Annotated in this window: 21 protein-coding genes and 1 tRNA gene; 16 read left to right on the top strand and 6 right to left on the bottom strand. The window is 75.1% G+C overall.

Annotated elements, in window-relative coordinates; genetic code table 11:
* Positions 1-30: 30 nt before the first annotated feature.
* From ACWIZO_RS01870 to ACWIZO_RS01860, 3 genes are all read right to left on the bottom strand, one after another.
* Positions 31-405, bottom strand: coding sequence for a hypothetical protein (locus ACWIZO_RS01870; protein ID WP_448640856.1), 375 nt, complete (start codon positions 403-405; stop codon positions 31-33).
* 105 nt (positions 406-510) lie between these two features.
* Positions 511-1197 (bottom strand): response regulator, encoded by a 687-nt coding sequence (locus tag ACWIZO_RS01865; RefSeq protein WP_448640855.1) that lies wholly within the window; start codon positions 1195-1197, stop codon positions 511-513.
* On the bottom strand, positions 1194-3272 hold the full coding sequence (locus tag ACWIZO_RS01860; RefSeq protein ID WP_448640854.1) for a GAF domain-containing protein: 2079 nt from the start codon (positions 3270-3272) through the stop codon (positions 1194-1196). The genes ACWIZO_RS01865 and ACWIZO_RS01860 overlap by 4 nt, the downstream gene beginning before the upstream one ends.
* 276 nt (positions 3273-3548) lie before the next feature.
* On the opposite strand from ACWIZO_RS01860, the gene ACWIZO_RS01855 reads away from it, so the two are divergent.
* From ACWIZO_RS01855 to map, 12 genes are all read left to right on the top strand, one after another.
* Positions 3549-4670, top strand: coding sequence for a glycosyltransferase family 4 protein (locus ACWIZO_RS01855; RefSeq protein ID WP_448640853.1), 1122 nt, complete (start codon positions 3549-3551; stop codon positions 4668-4670).
* Positions 4667-5647 carry a Gfo/Idh/MocA family protein gene (locus tag ACWIZO_RS01850; RefSeq protein ID WP_448640852.1) on the top strand — a complete coding sequence of 327 codons (981 nt, stop codon included), beginning with the start codon at positions 4667-4669 and terminating at the stop codon, positions 5645-5647. Before ACWIZO_RS01855 ends, ACWIZO_RS01850 begins: the two co-directional genes overlap by 4 nt.
* Before the next feature lie 113 nt (positions 5648-5760).
* Entirely contained in the window at positions 5761-5850 is a 90-nt protein-coding gene (locus ACWIZO_RS01845; protein ID WP_448640851.1) for a putative leader peptide, read from the top strand.
* 41 nt (positions 5851-5891) lie between these two features.
* Positions 5892-6800, top strand: coding sequence for a TauD/TfdA dioxygenase family protein (locus ACWIZO_RS01840; protein ID WP_448640850.1), 909 nt, complete (start codon positions 5892-5894; stop codon positions 6798-6800).
* A gap of 138 nt (positions 6801-6938) precedes the next feature.
* The gene (locus tag ACWIZO_RS01835; protein WP_448640849.1) at positions 6939-7889 is read left to right on the top strand and encodes a glycine betaine ABC transporter substrate-binding protein; all 951 of its coding nucleotides are present in this window, start codon (positions 6939-6941) and stop codon (positions 7887-7889) included.
* 1 nt (position 7890) lies between these two features.
* Positions 7891-9096, top strand: a complete 1206-nt coding sequence (locus ACWIZO_RS01830; RefSeq protein ID WP_448640848.1) for a quaternary amine ABC transporter ATP-binding protein — start codon at positions 7891-7893, stop codon at positions 9094-9096.
* Positions 9096-10034 carry an ABC transporter permease gene (locus ACWIZO_RS01825; protein WP_448640847.1) on the top strand — a complete coding sequence of 313 codons (939 nt, stop codon included), beginning with the start codon at positions 9096-9098 and terminating at the stop codon, positions 10032-10034. The genes ACWIZO_RS01830 and ACWIZO_RS01825 overlap by 1 nt, the downstream gene beginning before the upstream one ends.
* Positions 10035-10134: 100 nt before the next feature.
* A tRNA-Met gene (locus tag ACWIZO_RS01820) sits at positions 10135-10208 on the top strand.
* A gap of 86 nt (positions 10209-10294) precedes the next feature.
* Positions 10295-10582, top strand: a complete 288-nt coding sequence (locus ACWIZO_RS01815; protein ID WP_448640846.1) for a GNAT family N-acetyltransferase — start codon at positions 10295-10297, stop codon at positions 10580-10582.
* Positions 10583-10700: 118 nt separating this feature from the next.
* A complete protein-coding gene (locus ACWIZO_RS01810; RefSeq protein ID WP_448640845.1) occupies positions 10701-11978 on the top strand; it encodes a cytochrome P450 in 1278 nt (425 codons plus the stop codon).
* The gene (locus ACWIZO_RS01805; protein ID WP_448640844.1) at positions 11978-12166 is read left to right on the top strand and encodes a ferredoxin; all 189 of its coding nucleotides are present in this window, start codon (positions 11978-11980) and stop codon (positions 12164-12166) included. The genes ACWIZO_RS01810 and ACWIZO_RS01805 overlap by 1 nt, the downstream gene beginning before the upstream one ends.
* A gap of 13 nt (positions 12167-12179) precedes the next feature.
* Positions 12180-12950: a type I methionyl aminopeptidase gene (map, locus tag ACWIZO_RS01800; protein ID WP_448640843.1), complete on the top strand. Its 771-nt coding sequence runs from the start codon at positions 12180-12182 to the stop codon at positions 12948-12950.
* Between the two features lie 61 nt (positions 12951-13011).
* Here the strand turns inward: map and ACWIZO_RS01795 are convergent, their stop codons facing one another.
* Together ACWIZO_RS01795 and ACWIZO_RS01790 are read right to left on the bottom strand one after the other, a co-directional pair.
* Complete coding sequence (locus ACWIZO_RS01795) at positions 13012-14169, bottom strand: cystathionine gamma-synthase (protein ID WP_448640842.1); 1158 nt, start codon at positions 14167-14169, stop codon at positions 13012-13014.
* Positions 14166-15575, bottom strand: coding sequence for a cystathionine beta-synthase (locus ACWIZO_RS01790; RefSeq protein WP_448640841.1), 1410 nt, complete (start codon positions 15573-15575; stop codon positions 14166-14168). Before ACWIZO_RS01790 ends, ACWIZO_RS01795 begins: the two co-directional genes overlap by 4 nt.
* A 94-nt stretch (positions 15576-15669) precedes the next feature.
* Here ACWIZO_RS01790 and ACWIZO_RS01785 point away from each other — a divergent pair, with 94 nt between their 5' ends.
* Together ACWIZO_RS01785 and ACWIZO_RS01780 are read left to right on the top strand one after the other, a co-directional pair.
* Complete coding sequence (locus ACWIZO_RS01785) at positions 15670-16491, top strand: alpha/beta fold hydrolase (RefSeq protein ID WP_448640840.1); 822 nt, start codon at positions 15670-15672, stop codon at positions 16489-16491.
* Between the two features lie 41 nt (positions 16492-16532).
* Positions 16533-17312, top strand: a complete 780-nt coding sequence (locus tag ACWIZO_RS01780) for an aldo/keto reductase (protein ID WP_448640839.1) — start codon at positions 16533-16535, stop codon at positions 17310-17312.
* Positions 17313-17328: 16 nt separating this feature from the next.
* Here ACWIZO_RS01780 and ACWIZO_RS01775 read toward each other — a convergent pair whose 3' ends face one another.
* Entirely contained in the window at positions 17329-17853 is a 525-nt protein-coding gene (locus ACWIZO_RS01775) for a hypothetical protein (RefSeq protein WP_448640838.1), read from the bottom strand.
* 99 nt (positions 17854-17952) lie between these two features.
* Here ACWIZO_RS01775 and ACWIZO_RS01770 point away from each other — a divergent pair, with 99 nt between their 5' ends.
* Together ACWIZO_RS01770 and ACWIZO_RS01765 are read left to right on the top strand one after the other, a co-directional pair.
* Positions 17953-18963: an aldo/keto reductase gene (locus ACWIZO_RS01770; RefSeq protein ID WP_448640837.1), complete on the top strand. Its 1011-nt coding sequence runs from the start codon at positions 17953-17955 to the stop codon at positions 18961-18963.
* Positions 18960-19748 (top strand): alpha/beta fold hydrolase, encoded by a 789-nt coding sequence (locus ACWIZO_RS01765; RefSeq protein WP_448640836.1) that lies wholly within the window; start codon positions 18960-18962, stop codon positions 19746-19748. Before ACWIZO_RS01770 ends, ACWIZO_RS01765 begins: the two co-directional genes overlap by 4 nt.
* The last annotated feature ends 23 nt before the right edge of the window (positions 19749-19771 follow it).

The following is a 19771-nucleotide window of genomic DNA, read 5'->3' as shown; positions in this document are numbered from 1 at the left end:
CGTAGTCCCGCCGTCGGACCCGTCCGGCCGTCACGCGGGAGGAGGGGACGGCAGGGGTCCGGCCACCGCCCGGACCACCTGGGCGAGTCGGTCGGGGAAGTCGGAGTCCTTCTCCAGACACGCCCGTGCACCCGCGGCGAGGACGGCGGCACTCCGGGTCGACCCGCTGGACACGGCGATCACCGCCCGTCCCCGACGGACGAGTTCCCCGACGACCCGGAGGTCCCGCGGGTCCTCCCGCCGGTCCAGTTCCAGGACGACCAGGTCGGGATCCACCTGGTCGTCCAGCTCGGGCAGCAGGCCCAGCGCGGCGGTGGCGCCGACGACCCGGCCGCCGTCCAGCTCCAACAGCCTGGACAGTGCCCGACGGACGCGGACGTCCCGAGCGGCGATCAGCACCTTCACGCTGCCCCCTGGACCGGAGAGCCTGCAGACGAGCCCACCACTCGCCGGGGCGGCCGTCATCGGCGCGATGTCCTGCCGCGGCAGGGCGGAACGGCCGAGGCCGGTCTAGGCGGACGGGGGTGCGGGTGTCAGGCCGTGCTGGATCGCGTACAGCGCCGCCTGGGTGCGGGACCGCAACCCCAGCTTGTCCAGGATGTTGCTGACGTGGGTGCGGGCGGTGCGCTCGCTGATCGACAGACGGGAGGCGATCTCCCGGTTCGACAGCCCAGCCGCGAGCAGGACGAGGACCTCGTGTTCGCGGGCGGTGAGGGGGTCGCGTGCCGCTCGACCGGGTGTCCGGAAGGCACGGGCGAGCTGGCGGGCGACCGCCGGTCCCAGCGGCATCTCCCCGCGCTGGGCCTGGCGGATGGCGTCGACGACCTGGTCGGCCTCGGCGTCCTTGAGCAGGTACCCCGAGGCGCCGGCCTCCAGGGCGCTGCGGATCCGGTCGACCTCGCTGTAGCTCGTCATGGCCACGACGGCGATCCCGTCGTAGCGCTGGGTGAGCAGCCGCGTGGCGGTGACCCCGTCCGTGCCCGGCATCAGCAGGTCCATGAGCACCACGTGCGGGGCCCTCCCGCCGGCGAGCAGCGCGGCCACCATCTCCAGCGCTGCGTGTCCGTCGGCGGCCTCACCGACGACCTCGATGTCCTCGACGAGCTCGAGGTAGCCGCGCAGTCCGCGCCGCACCACCGCGTGGTCGTCGACGAGGCAGACCCGGATGGGGTCCGCGCCCGCTCCGGGTGCGGTCATCGCCGGCCCTCGTCCGGCGTCCCGGCAGCTGGCGCCATCCGGGTCCTGACGGGGGACAGGGGGATGGTGGCGGAGATCCGGGTGCCTCGTCCGGGACGGGGGTCCACCAGGAGGGAGCCACCCAGCTGTTCCATCCGCTGCGCCATGGTGCGCAGGCCGAGGTGGCCGGGTTGGGAGGTGGACGCGTCGAAGCCGACGCCGTCGTCGGTCACCTCCACCAGCAGCTCGTGCCCGTTGCGCCGGCGACGCAGCCGCACGACCGCACGGTGCGCCGCGGAGTGCTTCGCGACGTTGGCGAGGGCCTCCTGCACCAGCCGGTAGACCTGCTCCTCGACGTCGCCGGACAGGGGGATGCGCCTCGCCGGCAGGCGGACCTCGACGGCGATCTCGCTGCGCGCGCTGATCCCCTCCGCCTGCTTGCGGAGGGCGGCGGCGAGACCCTCCTCCCGCAGTGCCTCCGGGCGCAGCTCGAAGATCAGCGCCCGCATCTCCGCGAGCGCGCCCTGCGTCAGCTGCCGCAGGTTGGCCAGCCGCTCGCCCAACGGGCCGTCGGCGGGCAGGCCGGCGCGTTCGAGCAGCAGCTGTGCCCCCCGGGTCTCCAGCGTCATGGAGAACAGCGCCTGCGACACCGAGTCGTGCAGTTCACGGGCGAGGCGGTGACGGGCCTCGAGCGCGAGTCGCTGCTGCGCCTCGTCGAACAGGCGGGCGTTCTCGATCGCGACACCGGCCTGTGCGGCGAGGGTGACCACCGCGCGCTCGTCGTCGTCGGTGAACGGGGACTCCCCGCGCTTCTCCGTGAGGTAGAGGTTGCCGTAGACCCGGCCGCGCACGGTGATCGGCACGCCCAGGAAGGAGGTCATCGGCGGATGGTGCGGCGGGAAGCCGACCGAGCGGGGGTCGTCCTGGATGCGGGTCAGCCGCATGGGGTGGGCGTCGGAGATCAGGGCGCCGAGGATGCCCCGGCCGATGGGCAGGCGTCCGATCGCGGCGCGCTGCTGCCCGGGGATGCCGTGCGTGATGAAGTCCTCGAGGCGACCGTCGGAGCCGAGCACCCCCACGGCGCCGTACTGCGCGTCGGCCACGTCGCAGGCCAGTTCGACGATCGTGGTCAGCACCGCGGGCAGGGCCAACTCGGAGGCCAGCGTCAGCCCGGCGGCGATGAGCCCCTCGTCGCGGCGGGACGACGCGGCGGCGTCGGCGAGCAGCCGGGCGTTGTCCACGGCCGTGGCGGCCTGGTCGGCGACCGCGGCGAGGAAGCGGAGTCCGTCGCCGTCCGGCGGCGGGCCCGGCCAGAACGTCTTGATGGCACCGACCGGGTGGCCGCGGGCGATCATCGGGACGGAGGCGATGCTGCGCCACGGCAGGTCGCCGTCGAGGTCCTCCATCGTGCGGAGGACGGGTTCGTCGCGGGTGCGGTCCACCACGATCGTGCGCCGGCTGCGCCAGGCCGACACCGCCGGCAGGACCTCGCTGCCGGCTGCCAGAGCTCGCTGGAACCGCGCGGCGTAGTCCGCCGGCAGGCCCGCGGTCCCGGCGACCCGCAGGCGGGTCGGTTCACCGTCGAAGACGATGGCGGCACAGCCGCTCATCCCGGTGGACTCCAGCAAGCAGATGGCGACCGTCTCGAGGGTGGCCTCCAGCGACTCGGCCATCGCCACCCGCGCCGCGACGTGGCTGAGCGAGGCCAGCTCGCGGACCGCGCGCCGCTCCTCGGCGACGTCCCGGAACACCCGCAGGAGCAGGCGTCGCCCCTCGACGTCGACCGGCGTGTCGGAGGAGTCCACCCCCCGTCGTCCGTCGCCGTCGGGAGCCGTCGCGCCGCCGGGGCGGGCGAGCTCCGCGGGCGGCGGCGTCGTCGCACCTCCCGGCGGGTCGGGTCCGGTGCCGGCGAGGGCGCAGCCCGCCGGGTTGACGTGCAGCGTGCGCAGGTCCTCGGTGAGCAGGGCGACCCCGAAGGGGAGGAGGTCGACCGCCCCGACCAGGGCGTCGAACCCGGGCGTCCCCGGCCGGTCACCGGCAGGGGCATCGGCACGGGCATCGGCACGGGCATCGGCACGGGCATCGGCAGCACCCACCACGGCCCCACCACCCAACGGTCGGCTGAGCCGACCGTACTCGGGGCCGCGGTCTCCTGATCGGCGCCGGCGCTGCAGCCTGGGACCGGAGCGGGGTGTGCACCTGCCCGTGCCCCCGGCCCCTCGGGGGCCGGGAGCGGGTGCTGTCGCGGTGCGGGGTGGGCGCCCGACGGGTGGGCACCGGTTCCCACAGCTCCACGCCGTGCCGTGCGCGCGCCGAGCCAGTAGGTTCGGCCGCTCCCGGAGACGCCGGGACCCGGACCGCGAGGAGGGTGGGTGTCGCCTTCCCTGTGCCTGTACACGCCGTCGACGGACCCCTCGGGGATGGGCGCACACGTCCTCGACCTGGTCGCCTCGTTCGCCGGGTCGATGGACGTGTCGCTGATGGGCCGCGCGACGTCCCGGGCCCGGTGGCTGCTCGACCGGGCCACCGCGCTGGGCGCCCGCACGCTGGGCCTGCCGTCCCCCCGCGACCCGGCGTTCGGCCCCACGGTGTCGCGGTTCCTCGCCGCACACCCGGCCGACGTCTTCCACTGCCACGTCGGGACCGGCGCCGAGAACTGGGACGGCGTCCGCCTCGCCCGCGCCGCCGGCTGCCGCGCCGTCGTGCAGACGCAGCACCTGCCCTACCTGCTGTCCTCGCCGCGCAAGCGCCGGGCCTACCACGTGGCCGTCGAGCCGGTCGACCGGCTGATCGCGGTCTCCGAGGCGCTGCGCCGGACCTACGAGCGGATCGGGGTGCCGCCCGAGCGGTTCACCACCGTGCTCAACGGGATCGCTCCCGTCCGGGTGCGGACGCAGCGGCCGTCGGCCCGGGAGGTCCTGGGCCTGGACCCGCGGCAGCCCGTCGTGATGACCGTCGGCCGGCTCACCCACATGAAGGGCCAGTGCCACCTCGTCGACGCCGTCCCCGACCTCGTCGCGCGGTTCCCCGACCTGGCCGTCGTCGTGCTGGGCGACGGCCCGCTGCGCGAGGCCCTGGCCAAGCAGGCCTCCGGGCTGGGTGTCGCCGACGTCGTCCGGTTCGCCGGGCACCGCCCCGATGCCCGGCTGCTGCTGGCGGCGGCCGACGTGTTCGTCCTGCCGTCGCGGCACGAGGGCCTGCCGCTGGTCGTGCTGGAGGCCATGGAGGCCGGGCTGCCCGTCGTCGCCACCCGCGTGATCGGCAGCTCGGAGGCCGTCGACGACGGGGTCACCGGCGTCCTCGTGCCCCCGGCCCGCCCGGCCGCCCTCGGAGCCGCGATCGGGGACCTGCTCGCCGACCCGGGGCTGCGCCGCCGTCAGGGCGCCGCCGGACGGCAGCGCTACCTGACCTGCTTCGGCCGCGAGCGGATGGCCGCCGAGACGCTCGCGGTGTACGAGTCGGCGCTGCGCCCGGCCGGTGGGGGCCGGGAGTGAGGGCGCTGCGGGTCGGCTGCGTCGGCACCGGCTTCATCGCCGGGCTGCACCTGCAGGCGCTGGCCGGCTTCCCCGACGTCGAGGTCGTGGCGGTCGCCGACGTCGATCCGGACCGGGCCGGGCAGACCGCCGCCCGCTACGGGGCGCGGGCCCACGACGACGGGCTCGCCATGCTCGCGACCGAGGACCTCGACGCCGTCTGGCTGTGCGTCCCCCCGTTCGCCCACGGGCCGCTGGAGACGGCGGCGATCGACCGCCGGCTGCCGTTCTTCGTCGAGAAGCCGCTCGCGGCGGACCTCCCGGCCGCCGAGGCGGTGGCCGCGCGACTGGCCGGCAGCGGCCTGGCCACCGCGGCCGGGTACCACTGGCGCCACCTCGACGTCGTGCAGCGGGCCGCCGACCTGCTCGCCGCGGCCCCCGCGCACCTGGTCACCGGCTACTGGTGGGACCGGACGCCGAGGGTGCCGTGGTGGACCCAGCGGGAGCGGTCGGGCGGTCAGGTGGTCGAGCAGACGACGCACCTGTTCGACCTGGCCCGCCACCTGGTCGGCGAGGTCGGAACCGTGGTGGCGGCCGAGCAGGCGGCCGACGGGGGAGCCGGTGACGTCGCCGCCGCGGCCGGCGCCCTCCTGCGCTTCCGCTCCGGGGCCGTGGGCAGCATCTCCTCCGCCCGCGTGCTCGGCTGGCGGCACCGGGTCGCCTTGCACGCCGTGGCCGACGGCCTGGTCGTGGAGGTGTCCGAGCGCGGGCTCACCGACCACGAGCTGCGGATCGTGACGGCGGACGGCGAGGAGGTCGTGCGCTCCGACCAGGACCCGATCGCCGCCGAGGACCGTGAGTTCGTCGACGTCCTCTCGGGCCGGGCGCCCCGGGTCCGCGTGCCCTACGAGGAGGCGCTGCGCAGCCACGCGCTCGCCTGCGCCGCCGACCGGGCCGCGCGCGACGGCGTCCAGGTGGACCTGCCGGCCGGGGACTGAAGAGGTCGGCCGGAGGGAGGCGCGGGGGGTCCGGGGAGTCCCGGAGTGCCGTTGCCGAGGACGCGCGCGGACCCGCTGACGCGGCGGCGCCGGTGCACGCTACGGTAATCCCCATGTTCCTGGTCGGGATTGTGCGGATTGCGCTCGCCGAGCGCCGGCACGTCGACCTGCTGCGGTGCGCGAGCGCGCTCTGTACGGCCTGAACGTCCGTCCAGACCCGCCACCCAGTTCCCGGAGCCCTCAGATGACCCTGCTCGCAGCCGCCACGACCACCATCGCCCCCCTCGTCCAGCACGCCACCGCACCGGCCGGTCTCGACCTCGAGCGCCTCGAGCCGACCATCGGCGCCCGCGTCCACGGCGTCGACCTCAGCCGGGCCACCGACGACCAGGTGCGCGCCATCCGGACCGCCCTCGCCGAGTACAAGGTGCTGTTCTTCTCCGGCCAGCACGACCTGCACCCCGACGGCCAGATCGCGCTGGGCCGCCGCCTCGGTGAGGTCACCGAGTCGCACCCCGTCGTCCCCGGCGTCGACGAGAAGCACCCGGAGATCTACGCGCTCGACAGCTCCACGGGCGGCTTCGCCGACGTCTGGCACACCGACGTCACCTTCGTGCGCCGCCCCCCGCTGGGCTCGGTCCTGCGGGCGGTCGTCCTGCCGCCCACCGGTGGGGACACCCAGTGGGCCGACCTCGAGCTGGCCTACGAGTCGCTCAGCGAGCCGGTGCGGCGCCTGGCCGACCAGCTCGTCGCGGTGCACGACGGCACGCGGGAGTTCGGCTACTACCTCGCGCAGCGCGAGGAGCGGACGAAGTGGGAGGGGGAGCAGTTCCAGGCCCTCGTCCCGATCGAGCACCCGGTCGTGCGGGTGCACCCGGAGACCGGCCGCAAGGGCCTGTTCGTCAACCCCGGCTTCGTGTCGCACCTGAAGGACGTCTCCGACGCCGAGAGCCGCCACCTGCTCGACCTGTTCTACGCGCACATCACCAAGCCGGAGCACATCGTGCGGCACCGGTGGTCGGTCGGCGACGTCGTCATGTGGGACAACCGCTCGACCGTGCACTACGCCAACCGCGACTACGGCGACCAGCGGCGGGTCATGCACCGCATCACGCTCCGGGGTGACCGGCCGATCGGCCCGACTGGCGCCTGACCGGGCACCTGCACGACGCTCGTACCCGAGAACTGACCGCACGGCGAGGCGCAGGTCCCCTCCGAGGGGGCCTGCGCCTCGTCGCACGACCACCCGCCGGGTGAGCACGCACCCGGCGCCACACCGAGAGAAGACCTCATGCTGCGCACCACGATCCGTCCCCGCGCATCCGCGGTGGCCCTGGCCGCCCTCCTCGCCGCGACCGTCACCGGGTGCAGCGCCGAGGAGGACGCCGGCAGTGCCGACGGCATCACCGTCCAGACCGCCCAGTTCAGCTGGACGGCCGCCGGCCTGACCAACTCCATCATCGGCGAGATCGCCTCCGACCACCCGGAGCTGGGTGTGGCGTCGCTGCAGACGACGCAGCTGGACCCGGCCGCGGCCTGGGCGGGTGCCCAGCGCGGTGACATCGACCTGCTGACCGAGGTCGCCCTGCCCAACCAGCAGGAGCTCGCCGACAGCGCGAGCGACGAGGTGGAGATCGTGTCGCAGACCTACGGCGACGCCGCGCAGGGCTGGTTCGTGCCCGCCTACGCCGTCGCGCCGGGCGGCCCGCTGGAGGGGCTGACCAGCGTCACCCAGCTCAACGACTACGCCGACGCGCTGGGCGGGAAGTTCTACGACGCCGACCCCGGCTACATCACCACCGAGCAGAACACCAAGCGGCTGCAGGGTTACGGGATCGACCTGGAGCACGTCGTCGCGAGCGAGGCGGCCGAGCTGGCGCAGCTGGAGAACAGCTACAGCCGTGAGGAGCCGATCGTGCTGTACCTGTACCACCCGCACGCGGTCTTCGCGCAGTACGACATGGTGCAGCTCGAGGAGCCCACGCCCTACACCGAGGGCTGCCTGGCCCCCGAGGGCGACGGCGCCTGCGCCATGCCGTCGTACAGCGCCAACATCGCCGCCAGCACCGAGCTGCAGGACCAGGCCCCCGAGTTCGCCGGCCTGCTGACCGACCTGCGCATCTCCGTCGAGGAGATGGAGCAGATGCAGAAGCAGGTCGACGTCGACGGCGAGGAGGTCACCGACGTCGCCCGGCAGTGGGTCGACGACCACGGCGACCAGATCGACGAGTGGGTCGGCTGACGTGACGCCGCCCGTGCTGAGCGTCTCGGGCCTGACGAAGGTCTTCGGGGCGCGCGAGCAGGAGGCGCTGCGGCTGGCCGGCGAGGGTCTCGGGCGTGACGAGATCCAGCGGCGGACCGGGGCGACCCTCGCTGTCCACGACGTCAGCTTCTCCGTCCTGCGCGGGGAGCTGTTCGTCGTCATGGGCCTGTCGGGGTCGGGCAAGTCCACCCTCGTCCGCCTGCTCAACCGGCTGATCGAGCCCAGCGCCGGCACCGTCGAGGTCGAGGGCCGCGACCTGCGTGCCCTCGACGACGCGCAGCTGCGCACGGTGCGCAACGAGAAGATCAGCATGGTCTTCCAGCACTTCGCGCTGCTCCCGCACCGCACGGTGCGGGAGAACGCCGCCTACGCGCTCAAGGTGCGCGGTGCCCCGGCCGCCCAGCAGCGCGAGCGGGCGGACTGGGCGCTGGAGACGGTGGGGCTGCTCGAGCGGGCCGACGCCCGGCCCGACCAGCTCTCCGGCGGCATGCGCCAGCGCGTGGGCCTGGCCCGCGCGTTGGCCGCCGACTCGGAGGTGCTGCTCATGGACGAGCCGTTCTCCGCGCTGGACCCGCTGATCCGCCGCGACATGCAGGACCTGCTGGAGCGGCTGCAGTCGGAGCTGTCGAAGACCATCGTCTTCATCACCCACGACCTCAACGAGGCCATGCGGCTCGGCGACCGGATCCTCATGCTCAAGGACGGGCGCACGGTCCAGCTGGGCACCGGGCCGGAGATCATCTCCGCGCCCGCCGACGCCTACGTCGCCGACTTCACCTCCGACGTCGACCGCACCCGCGTGCTCACCGCGGGGGACCTGCTGCGCGAGCCGCGGATGACCGCCCGGCTCGGCGAGTCCCCGGGGGAGGTGCTGCGCGCCCTCGGGGCCGCGGAGGCCAACGGCGTGTACGTCCTCGACGACCACCGGCGCATCGCGGGCGTGGCGCGCGACGACCTGCTCGCCCGGGCGCGCCAGGAGGGCCGGACGGCCGTCGGCCCGCGCGAACTGGTCGGCGACTACACCACCACCGCGCCGGACCGCCCGCTGGTCGAGTTCGTCCACCTCGTCGGTCGGCACCCGGTGCCGCTGGGTGTCGTGGACGACGACGGGCGGCTGCTGGGCGTGGTGCCACGGGCGGCGGTGCTCGACGCGCTCGCCGCCGTCCCCGCACGACGGGAGGGCTGATGATCCCGCACATCCCCCTGGGCCGGTGGGTAGCCGACCTCATCGACTGGCTGCTGGCCACGGTGCCGTGGCTGTTCGACGCCGTCTCGACGGTCATGTCGGCCCTCGTCGACGGCCTGACCGACCTGCTGGTCACCCCACCGCCCGTCGTGTGGCTCACCGTCTTCACGCTCGTGGCGCTCGTCGTCCGCGGGTGGGGGCTGGCGGTCTACACGGTGGTGGCGTTCCTGCTCGTGATCTCCCTCGAGCTGTGGACCGAGACGATGCAGACCCTCGCGCTGGTCCTCGTGGCCGCGGTGATCGCCACGGCGATCGGGGTGCCGATCGGGATCCTGGCGGCCCGCAACCGCGCGCTCAGCGTCGCCGTCCGGCCGGTCCTGGACTTCATGCAGACGACGCCGGTGTTCGTGTACCTCATCCCGGCCGTCTTCTTCTTCGGCGTGGGCGTCGTGCCCGGCGTCGTGGCGACCATCCTGTTCGCCATCCCGCCCGGCGTCCGGCTGACCGAGCTGGGCATCCGGCAGGTCGACCGGGAGGTCGTCGAGGCGGCGCACGCCTTCGGCGCCCGGCCCGGTCAGGTCCTGCGGGAGGTCCAGCTGCCGCTCGCGCTGCCGTCGATCATGGCCGGCGTCAACCAGGTGATCATGCTGGCACTGTCGATGGTCGTCACGGCCGGGCTGCTCGGCGCCGCCGGCCTCGGCGCGGTGGTGGTGCGGGCGGTGACCCAGCTCGACGTCGCCTCCGGGTTCGAGGGCGGCCTCGCCGTCGTCCTGCTCGCGATCTTCCTCGACCGGCTCACCGCGGCCTTCGGCCAGCCGACGGCTCTGTCGCGGCTGCTGCGGGCCCGGACCCGCCGGGTCCCCTCCGGCGGCGCGGCCGAGCAGCCGGGCCGGCGGGCGGAGGAGCCGGCGGCGGCCGGCGCGCGCACGGCCGCCTGAGGACGACCGGCGGATCCCGGCCCTCCCGAGGGCCGGGGTCGGCCGGTGTCCGGCCGGTGCCCAGGGGGCGCGCGGGAGCGTGTACAGTCGGTCTCACCGACGCGGGGTGGAGCAGCTCGGTAGCTCGCTGGGCTCATAACCCAGAGGTCACAGGTTCGAATCCTGTCCCCGCTACTGGCATGAGGGCCCCGGAGCACCCGCTCCGGGGCCCTCGTCGTGTGTCCGGAACAGCCCGGGCGCCGCGGCGGTTGGCGCACGGCATGGAACCGACCGTGCACGACGCCCCGGACGCCGAGCGCTACGAGATCCGCGACGGCGACCGCCTGCTGGGCCTGGCCGCCTACCATCGCCACGGCGAGCAGGTGGTCTTCACCCACACCGAGATCGACCCCGGCGCCGAGGGGTCGGGCCTGGGCGGGAAGCTCGTCCGGGCCGCCCTCGACGACGTCCGGGAGAAGGGCGGCCGGGTCGTGGCGCGCTGCTCGTTCGTCCGCGGCTGGATCGAGCGCCACCCGGAGTACGGCGACCTGGTCGACCACAGCTCCTGACACCCGGGGGGCGGCTGTCGCCCGCTCGGGGCGCTGACGACGGGGTGTGTTGCCGGTCACAGGGCGTGGTCTCTAGCGTGGCCTGACCGTTCCCCCGCCCGACCCTGGAGGCCCGCCCGTGACCGTCGCACCCGAGGACGTCGACCTCTCCACCGTCGACCTCTCCGACCGGGACTGGTGGGTCCGCCCGGCGCAGGAGCGGCACGCGGCACTCGACCGGCTGCGCGCCGAGCAGCCCTTCGCCTTCTTCGCCGAGCCCGACCTGCCCGGCATCCCGGCCGGGCCCGGGTACCACGCGGTCACCCGCTACGCCGACCTGGAGGCGATCAGCTCGCAGCCGGCGCTGTTCTGCTCGGGCCAGGGCGCGGTGTCCATGCAGGACGTCCCCGCCGAGCTGCACGAGTTCTACGGCTCGCTGATCAGCATGGACGACCCTCGGCACGCCAAGATCCGCCGCATCGTGTCCAAGACGTTCACCCCGCGGATGCTCGAGCGGACGCTGGACTCCGTCCGCGCCGTGGTCGACGACGTCCTCGCCCGTGCGCGGGCGACGGCGGAGGCGGACGGCGGGGTGATCGACGTGGTCACCGACCTTGCCGCGCCGATCCCGCTGCGGGTCATCTGCGACATGATGGGCGTCCCCGAGGAGGACCGGCCCGGCGTGCTCGCGCGGTCCAACGTCATCCTCTCCGGCGGCGACCCGGACCTCATCGAGGACGACGACCCGCTGACCGCCTTCCTCACCGCCGGCATGGAGATGGCCGCGCTCATGGAGCGGCTGGCCGCCGAGCGGGTCGCCGACCCCCGCGACGACCTCACCACCGCGCTGGTGCGGTCCGAGGTCGACGGCGAGCGGCTCACGCACCAGGAGATCGCGTCGTTCTTCATCCTGCTGCTGGTGGCCGGCAACGAGACCACCCGCAACGCGATCTCCCAGGGCCTGCTGGCGCTGTCGGAGTGGCCGCAGGAGTGGGCGCGGTGGGCCGCCGACCCGTCACTGGACCGCACCGCCGTCGAGGAGGTGGTGCGCTGGGTCAGCCCGGTCACCTGGATGCGCCGCACCGCCACCCGGGACGGCGAGGTCGGCGGGCACCGGTTCACGGCGGGGGAGAAGTTCCTGCTGTTCTACAACGCCGCCAACCGCGACCCGGCCGTCTTCGCCGACCCGCAGCGCTTCGACGTCGGCCGCGACCCCAACCCGCACGTGGGCTTCGGGTCCAAGGGGCCGCACTTCTGCCTGGGCGCCCACCTGGCCCGCCGCGAGCTGCAGGTGACCTTCCGGGCGATCTTCGACCAGCTGCCCGACCTGGAGGTGACCGGCCCGCCCGACCGGCTGCGCTCGTCGTTCGTCAACGGGCTCAAGCACCTCCCGGCGCGGCTGACCGGGCTGCGCTGATGCGGGTCACCGCCGACCGCGAGATCTGCGTGGGCTCGGGGCAGTGCGAGCTGCTCGCGCCGGAGGTGTTCGAGGTCGACGACGACGACGGCGCGGTGCGGGTGCTGCAGGAGGAGCCGGACGACGACTCCGCCGTCCGCGACGCGATCGCGCAGTGCCCGACCGGAGCGCTGTCCGTCGAGGGGTAGGTGGAGGACGCCGGTGATCGAGTTGCGCACGCCGGGGGAGCTGGACGCGATGCGCGCCGCCGGGGCGGTCGTGGCCGACGTGCTGGCCGCCGTCCGTGCCGCCGCCGCACCGGGTGTCCGGCTGACCCGGCTGGACGAGGTCGCGCGCGGTGTGCTCGCCGACGCCGGTGCCGGCTCGCCGTTCCTCGGCTACGCGCCGCTGTCCACCACGCCGCCGTTCCCCGGGGTGGTCTGCCTGTCGGTCAACGACGTCGCGCTGCACGGCATCCCGACGACCCAGGAGCTCGAGGACGGCGACCTGCTGAGCGTCGACGCGGGGGCCACCCTCGACGGCTGGGTGGGCGACTCCGCGACCACCTTCCCGGTGGGCACGCCGCGGCCGGAGGACCTCGAGCTGGTCGCGACCACCGAGCGCGCGCTGGCGGCCGGGATCGCCGCGGCGGTCGTCGGCAACCGGGTCGGCGACGTCTCGGCCGCCATCGGCGCGGTCGGCCGCGCCGGGGGCTGCGGCATCAACACCGACCAGGGCGGGCACGGCGTGGGCCGGTCCATGCACGAGCCGCCGTCCGTGCCGAACGAGGGCCGGCCCGGCCGCGGGCTGCCGCTGCGCCCGGGGCTGGTCATCGCCATCGAGCCGTGGTTCCTCGCCGGCGGGAGCGACGACTACCGGGTGGACGCCGACGGCTGGACGCTGCGCAGCGCCGACGGCAGCCGGGCCGCGCACGTCGAGCACACCGTGGCGGTCACCGACGACGGCCCCCGCATCCTCACCGCACGGAGGTGAGGAAGGACCCCCGTGCCCCCCACCGCTCGCAGGCTCGCGGCGGGCCCCTGCACGGGGGCCGTCAGCCCAGCGCCTGGTCGAGGTCGGCGAGCAGGTCCTCGACGTCCTCGATGCCCACCGAGAGCCGCACCAGGTCGGCCGGCACCTCCAGCGGGGAGCCCGCCGCGCTGGCGTGGGTCATCCGGTGCGGGTGCTCGATCAGCGACTCGACCCCGCCCAGGGACTCGGCCAGCGTGAACAGCCGGGCCCGCTCGCACACCCGCAGCGCCGCCTCCTCGCCGCCGGCCAGCCGGAACGACAGCATCCCGCCGGGGCCGGACATCTGCTTCGCCGCGATGTCGTGCCCGGGGTGGTCGGGCAGGCCCGGGTAGAGGACGCGCGACACGGCGTCGTGGGCGAGCAGGTGCTCGGCGATCCGCCCGGCGTTGTCCTGGTGGCGGTCCATGCGGACGCCGAGGGTCTTGATGCCGCGCAGCACCAGCCAGTCCGACAGGGGACCGGAGACCGCGCCCATCGCGTTCTGGTGGTAGGCCAGCTGCTCGGCGAGCTCCTCGTCGTCCCCGACGACCAGCGCGCCGCCGACGACGTCGGAGTGCCCGCCCAGGTACTTCGTCGTCGAGTGCACGACGACGTCGGCCCCGAGGGTCAGCGGCCGCTGCAGATAGGGCGAGGCGAAGGTGTTGTCGACCACGAGCAGCGCACCGGCGTCGTGCGCGACCTCGGCGACCAGCGCGATGTCGGCGACGTTGAGCAGCGGGTTGGTCGGCGTCTCGCACCAGACCAGCCGCGTCTCCGGACGGATCGCCGCCCGCAGCGCGTCGACGTCGTTGAGGTCGGCCGGCGTGTGCTCCACCCCCCAGCGCGAGGCCACCCGGGAGATGAGCCGGAACGTGCCGCCGTAGGCGTCCCCGCCGAGGACGACGTGGCTGCCCGGCTGGCACACCGTGCGCAGCAGGGTGTCCTCGGCGGCCAGGCCGGAGGCGAACGCCAGCCCGGTCCGGCCCTCCTCGAGGGCGGCCAGCGCCTCCTGCAGCGCCGTCCGGGTGGGGTTGCCGCTGCGCGCGTACTCGTAGCCCCCGCGCAGGCCGCCGACGCCGTCCTGCTTGAAGGTCGTCGCCAGGTGCAGGGGGACGACGACGTCGCCGGTGGCCGGGTCCGGGTCCTGCCCGGCGTGGATGGCGCGGGTGTTGAAGCCGGGGGAGCCGGCCGAGGAGGTCATGCCCCGACGGTAGGGGCCGGTGCCGCGGAGGACGTGCCGGCCAGGTGCCCGAGCACGTCCTGCCGGGTGACCACGCCGGCCGGCTTGCCCTCCTCGTGCACGAGCAGCGCGTCCGCCGTCCCCAGGGCCGCCACCGCGGCGCTGACCGGCTCGCCGGAGCCGATGATCGGCAGCGGCGGGGACATGTGCCGCTCCACCCGGTCGGCGAGGCTGGCCCGCCCGGCGAACAGCGCGTCGAGCAGCGTCTTCTCCTCGACCGACCCGACGACCTCGCCGGCGGTCACCGGCGGCTCGGCGCGCACCACCGGCAGCTGGCTGACGCCGTACTCGCGGAGGATGTCGATGGCGTCGCGCACCGTCTCGTTCGGGTGGGTGTGCACGAGCTCCGGCGTCGCCCCGCCCTTCTGGGCCAGCAGCTCGCCGACGGTGCCCTGCGTGGCCTGCTCGAGGAAGCCGTAGTCGGCCATCCAGTCGTCGTTGTAGATCTTGCCGAGGTAGCCGCGCCCGCCGTCCGGGAGGAGGACGACGACGACGTCGTCCCGCGTCAGGCGCTCGGCGGCGCGCAGCGCGCCGGCCACCGCCATGCCGCACGATCCACCCACCAGCAGCCCCTCCTCGCGGGCCAGCCGCCGGGTCATCGCGAAGGAGTCGCCGTCGCTGACGGCGACGATCTCGTCGGCGATGCTGCGGTCGTAGGCGTCGGGCCAGAAGTCCTCGCCCACGCCCTCCACCAGGTAGGGCCGCCCGGTGCCGCCGGAGTAGACCGAGCCCTGCGGGTCGACGCCGACCACGCGCACCCGCCCGCCGGAGGCCTCCTTGAGGTAGCGGCCGGTGCCGCTGATCGTGCCGCCGGTGCCGACGCCGGTGACGAAGCAGGTCACCCGCCCCTCGGTCTGGGCCCAGATCTCCGGACCGGTGCTCTCGTAGTGCGACCGCGGGTTGGCCGGGTTGGCGTACTGGTCGGGCTTCCACCCGCCGGGCGTCTCGCGGGCCAGCCGGTCGGAGACCGAGTAGTAGGAGCGCGGGTCGGCCGGGTCGACGGCGGTCGGGCAGACGTGCACCTCGGCGCCGTAGGCCTTGAGCACGTCGATCTTCTCCTTGCCCACCTTGTCGGGGCAGACGAAGACGCAGCGGTAGCCGCGCTGCTGGGCGACCAGCGCCAGACCGATGCCGGTGTTGCCGCTGGTCGGCTCCACGATCGTCCCGCCGGGCCGCAGCGCGCCGCTGGCCTCCGCGGCGTCGACCATCCGCACGGCGATGCGGTCCTTCACCGAGCCGCCGGGGTTGAGGTACTCGACCTTGGCCAGCACCAGCGGCGCGTCCGGCCCGAGGTGACGGGTCACGGACGTCAACCGGACCAGCGGGGTGTTCCCCACCAGCTCGATGACGTTCTCGACGTACTGCACGCGACCTCCTCGCCGGGGCCCGGACGGGCGCCTTCGACCTCTCCCATCCCACCACCTCCGATGAGTTCCGGCGGGTCCGGCCGTCCCACCCCGCATGACGACGACGGGCCTGCGGGTCGACGAGGGGTACGCACCGGTGACCGGCGGCGTGCGGGCGTACTGGCGGAGCCTGGGGGAGGGCGGCACCCCGCTGGTGGCGGTGCACGGCGGCTTCGGGGTGGTCGAGGCGTGGGGCGGGGTCCTGGAGCGGCTGGCCGCGCACCGGCGGGTGGTCGCCGTCGAGCCGCAGGGGCACGGCCGCACCGCCGACGTCGACCGGCCCTTCTCCTGGGACGTCCTGGCCGACGACGTGGCCGCCCTCGTGCGGCACCTGGACCTGGGGCCCGTCGACCTGATGGGCTACTCCCTCGGCGGCGGGGTGAGCCTGCGCGCCACGATCCGGCACCCGGAGCTGGTGCGCCGCCTGGTCGTGGTGGCGGCGCCGTGCCGCCGCGAGGGCTGGCTGCCCGACGTCCTGGAGGGGATGGCCGGCGTCAGCAGCGCCGGGTTCGAGTGGATGCGGCAGTCGCCGGTGTACGACGCCTACGCCGCCGTGGCGCCCGACGTCGACGCGTTCCCGGCCCTCATGGACAAGACGGGCGACCTGCTGCGCACCCCCTACGACTGGAGCGACGAGGTGCGCGCGATCACCGCCCCCGTGCTCCTCGCCTACGGCGACTGCGACAGCGTCCCGCCGGCGCACGCCGCGGAGTTCTACGGACTGCTCGGCGGCGGGCTGCGCGACCCCGGCTGGGACGGCGCCGGGCGCCCGGCGTCCCGGCTGGCGGTCCTGCCGGGGCGCACCCACTACGACGTCGCCACCGCTCCGGAGCTGGCGACGGTGGTCGACGGGTTCCTGACCGGGTCCGTCCGCTGAGGGCACGTGTCGCCGCCGGCGGGCACGGGCAGGGCAGCGGGGTGACCGCGAGCCTCCCCACCGTGCCGCTCGACGGCGGCGGCGCCATGCCCCTGCTCGGCTTCGGCACCTGGCAGATGACCGGCGCCGGGTGCTACGACGCCGTCCGGACCGCCCTCGACGCCGGGTACCGGCACCTGGACACCGCGACGATGTACCGCAACGAGGCCGAGGTCGGGCGGGCGCTGCGCGACTCGGGGGTCGACCGCGACGAGGTCTTCGTGACCACCAAGCTGCCGCCCCGTGAGGCCGGCCGGGCCGAGCGGACGCTGACGGCGTCCCTCGACGCGCTCGGCGTCGACGCGGTCGACCTGTGGCTGGTGCACTGGCCGCCCGGGGGTGCCGGGGAGGACCTGTGGCAGCGCTTCGTCGAGGCCCGCGAGGCCGGGCGGGCCCGGGCGGTCGGCGTCAGCAACTACTCGCTGGACCAGGTCGACCGGCTCGCCGAGGCGAGCGGCGTGCGGCCGGCGGTCAACCAGGTCAGCTGGGCGCCGTCGCGCTACGACGCCGCCGTCGAGGCCGGGCACCGGGAGCGCGGCGTCGTCCTGGAGGGCTACAGCCCGTTCACGAACACCGACCTCGCCGACCCGGTGCTGCGCGAGGTCGCCGAGGCCCACGGCGTGACCCCGGCGCAGGTGGTGCTGCGCTGGCACGTCGAGCACGGCGTCGTCGTCATCCCCAAGTCGGCGACCGCGGAGCGGATCCGGGCCAACCTGGCGATCGGGGACCTCTCCCTGTCGGACGACGAGGTGGCGCGGATCGACGGCCTGGCCAGGCGCTGACCGCGGGCGGGCGCGCCTACGGGGCGTCGGGCATCCGCTCGGCCGGGACGTCGGGCCGCGGGGCCACCGGCCGCCGGGGCTCGCCGGCCAGCGCCGCCCGGACGTCGACCAGCGGTGCCACCAGGCCGGTCCTCGGCCGGGTCACCGGCGTGAGGTCGGGCGCGGTGGTGCGGGCGCGCCGCGAGGCGAGCGCGGTCAGCAGGTCCAGCACGGCCAGGGCGGAGGCGCCGACCACGACGGAGCGCAGCCGGCGCTCGCGCTCCCCGCGCCGGTTCTGCAGTGCCGTGCCCAGGACGGTCAGGTCGACGGCGTCGCCGAGGACGCGGGTCCAGGCCCACCCGGGCCGGCCGGCGAGCAGGCCGGCGGCGTGCGCCAGCTCCCGGGCCCCGACGGCGGTGACCACCGGCAGGGCCACGGGGGAGTCGTCGACGCCGGCGAACCGGGCGACGCCCGCCGGGTCCACGAGCATCGAGGTGCCCAGGCCCAGGCTGGCCAGGCCGAGCAGGCGGGCGGTACGGCGGCGGGGCGGGCTCGAGCTCATGGGTCCTCCCGGAGGTCGCTGTCCGGGGCGGCTACCCGGTCGGCCCGGGGCACAACCGGGCGGTGGCGGGGTGTCGCGCGCGGCGACGAGGATGCGGGCATGACCTCTCCCGTCGGTACCCGCACCCTCGGCCGGAACGGCCTCGTCGTCTCCGCGCTCGGCCTCGGCTGCATGGGGATGAGCCAGATGTACGGCACGGCCGACCGCGACGAGTCGGTCGCGACGATCCACCGGGCGCTCGACCTCGGCGTCACCTTCCTCGACACCTCCGACGTCTACGGCGACGGGCACAACGAGGAGCTGGTCGGCGAGGCGATCCGCGGCCGCCGCGACGAGGTGCAGCTGGCGACGAAGTTCTCCCTGTCGCGCAACGACCGCGGCGGCATGGACATCGACGGCCGCCCGGAGAACGTGCGCGCCCGCGCCGAGGCCAGCCTGCGCCGGCTCGGCGTCGACGTGATCGACCTCTACTACCAGCACCGGGTTGACCCCAGGGTGCCGATCGAGGACACCGTCGGCGCGATGGCCGAGCTGGTGCAGCAGGGCAAGGTCCGCCACCTCGGGCTGTCGGAGGCCTCGGCCACCTCGATCCGCCGCGCCGTCGCCGTCCACCCGGTCGCCGCGCTGCAGAGCGAGTGGTCGCTGTGGACCCGCGACCTGGAGGCGGAGGTGCTCGGCGTGGCCCGCGAGCACGGGATCGGCATCGTGCCGTTCAGCCCGCTGGGCCGCGGCTTCCTCACCGGGGCGATCCGCAGCCCGGAGGACTTCGGCGAGGACGACTGGCGCCGCGGCCACCCGCGCTTCACCGGCGAGGCGTTCGCCGCCAACCTGCGGCTGGTCGACGCCGTCCGGGCGATGGCGGAGGAGAAGGGCGTCAGTCCCGGGCAGCTGGCGCTGGCCTGGGTGCTCGCGCAGGGCGACGACGTCGTGCCGATCCCCGGCACCAAGCGGCGCCCATACCTGGAGGAGAACGTCGGCGCGGCGGCCGTGCGGCTCTCCGACGCCGACCTGGCGCGCCTGGGCGAGATCGCCCCGCCGGGGGTCGCGCAGGGCGGCCGGTACGTCGACGCGTCCTACGCCTACGGCGACAGCCCCGAGCGCGCCGCGTGACCGTCTCCACCGGCACCCTGCGCGTGCCCGGCGCGGACGGCGTCGAGGTCGCCGTGCACCGGTGGGGCGCCGCCGGTGACCTGCCGCCCGTGTACCTCCAGCACGGCTTCGTCGCCGACACCCGGCTCAACTGGGTCGGCACCGGGGCGGTCGCGGCCCTGCTGTCGGCCGGGCGGGAGGTCGTCGGCGTCGACGCCCGCGGGCACGGCAGGTCGGACAAGCCGCACGACCCCGCCGCCTACGGGGAGGCCAGGATGTCCGACGACCTGCGGCGGGTGGCCGACGCGCTCGGCCACGACTCCTTCGACCTGGCCGGCTACTCGATGGGGGCGACGGTCGCCATGCTGACCGCGGCCACCGACGCGAGGGTGCGCCGGCTGGTGGTCTGCGGTGCCGGCGCCGCGTTCGTCGAGCCCGGTGGCCTCGAGCGCCGCTCGGTCCTCATGGCCGGGCTGGCCGCCGCGCTGGAGGCCGCCGACGTCGCCGACGTGCGGGATCCCGCCACCGTCTTCCACCGCCGGCTGGCCGACGCCCTCAACGCCGACCGGCGCGCCCTGGCTGCGCACGCCCGGGCGGTGCACGTCCACGGCGCGGACCTGGCCGCCATCACCGCCCCCACGCTCGTCCTCGCCGGCGACGCCGACCCGCTGGCCGTCCGTCCCGAGGTGCTCGCCGCGGCCATCCCCGGTGCCCGGGTGACCGTCGTCCCCGGCGACCACTCGACCGCGCTGCGGGCGCCGGCCTTCGCCGCGGCGCTGGTCGGCTTCCTGGGGGAGGCGTCGTGACCGAGCTCGCGAGGTCACCCATG

This window comes from Geodermatophilus sp. URMC 63 (assembly GCF_053502565.1).
This window is presented reverse-complemented; position numbering and strand designations above follow the sequence as displayed.

Excerpts from the sequence above, each read along its gene's own strand:
- ACWIZO_RS01865 (WP_448640855.1), bottom strand. The coding sequence starts at position 1,197 with ATGACCGCACCCGGAGCGGGCGCGGACCCCATCCGGGTCTGCCTCGTC.
- ACWIZO_RS01845 (WP_448640851.1), top strand. The coding sequence starts at position 5,761 with ATGTTCCTGGTCGGGATTGTGCGGATTGCGCTCGCCGAGCGCCGGCAC.
- ACWIZO_RS01840 (WP_448640850.1), top strand. The coding sequence starts at position 5,892 with ATGACCCTGCTCGCAGCCGCCACGACCACCATCGCCCCCCTCGTCCAG.
- ACWIZO_RS01835 (WP_448640849.1), top strand. The coding sequence starts at position 6,939 with ATGCTGCGCACCACGATCCGTCCCCGCGCATCCGCGGTGGCCCTGGCC.
- ACWIZO_RS01825 (WP_448640847.1), top strand. The coding sequence starts at position 9,096 with ATGATCCCGCACATCCCCCTGGGCCGGTGGGTAGCCGACCTCATCGAC.
- ACWIZO_RS01815 (WP_448640846.1), top strand. The coding sequence starts at position 10,295 with ATGGAACCGACCGTGCACGACGCCCCGGACGCCGAGCGCTACGAGATC.
- ACWIZO_RS01805 (WP_448640844.1), top strand. The coding sequence starts at position 11,978 with ATGCGGGTCACCGCCGACCGCGAGATCTGCGTGGGCTCGGGGCAGTGC.
- ACWIZO_RS01795 (WP_448640842.1), bottom strand. The coding sequence starts at position 14,169 with ATGACCTCCTCGGCCGGCTCCCCCGGCTTCAACACCCGCGCCATCCAC.
- ACWIZO_RS01785 (WP_448640840.1), top strand. The coding sequence starts at position 15,670 with ATGACGACGACGGGCCTGCGGGTCGACGAGGGGTACGCACCGGTGACC.
- ACWIZO_RS01775 (WP_448640838.1), bottom strand. The coding sequence starts at position 17,853 with ATGAGCTCGAGCCCGCCCCGCCGCCGTACCGCCCGCCTGCTCGGCCTG.
- ACWIZO_RS01770 (WP_448640837.1), top strand. The coding sequence starts at position 17,953 with ATGACCTCTCCCGTCGGTACCCGCACCCTCGGCCGGAACGGCCTCGTC.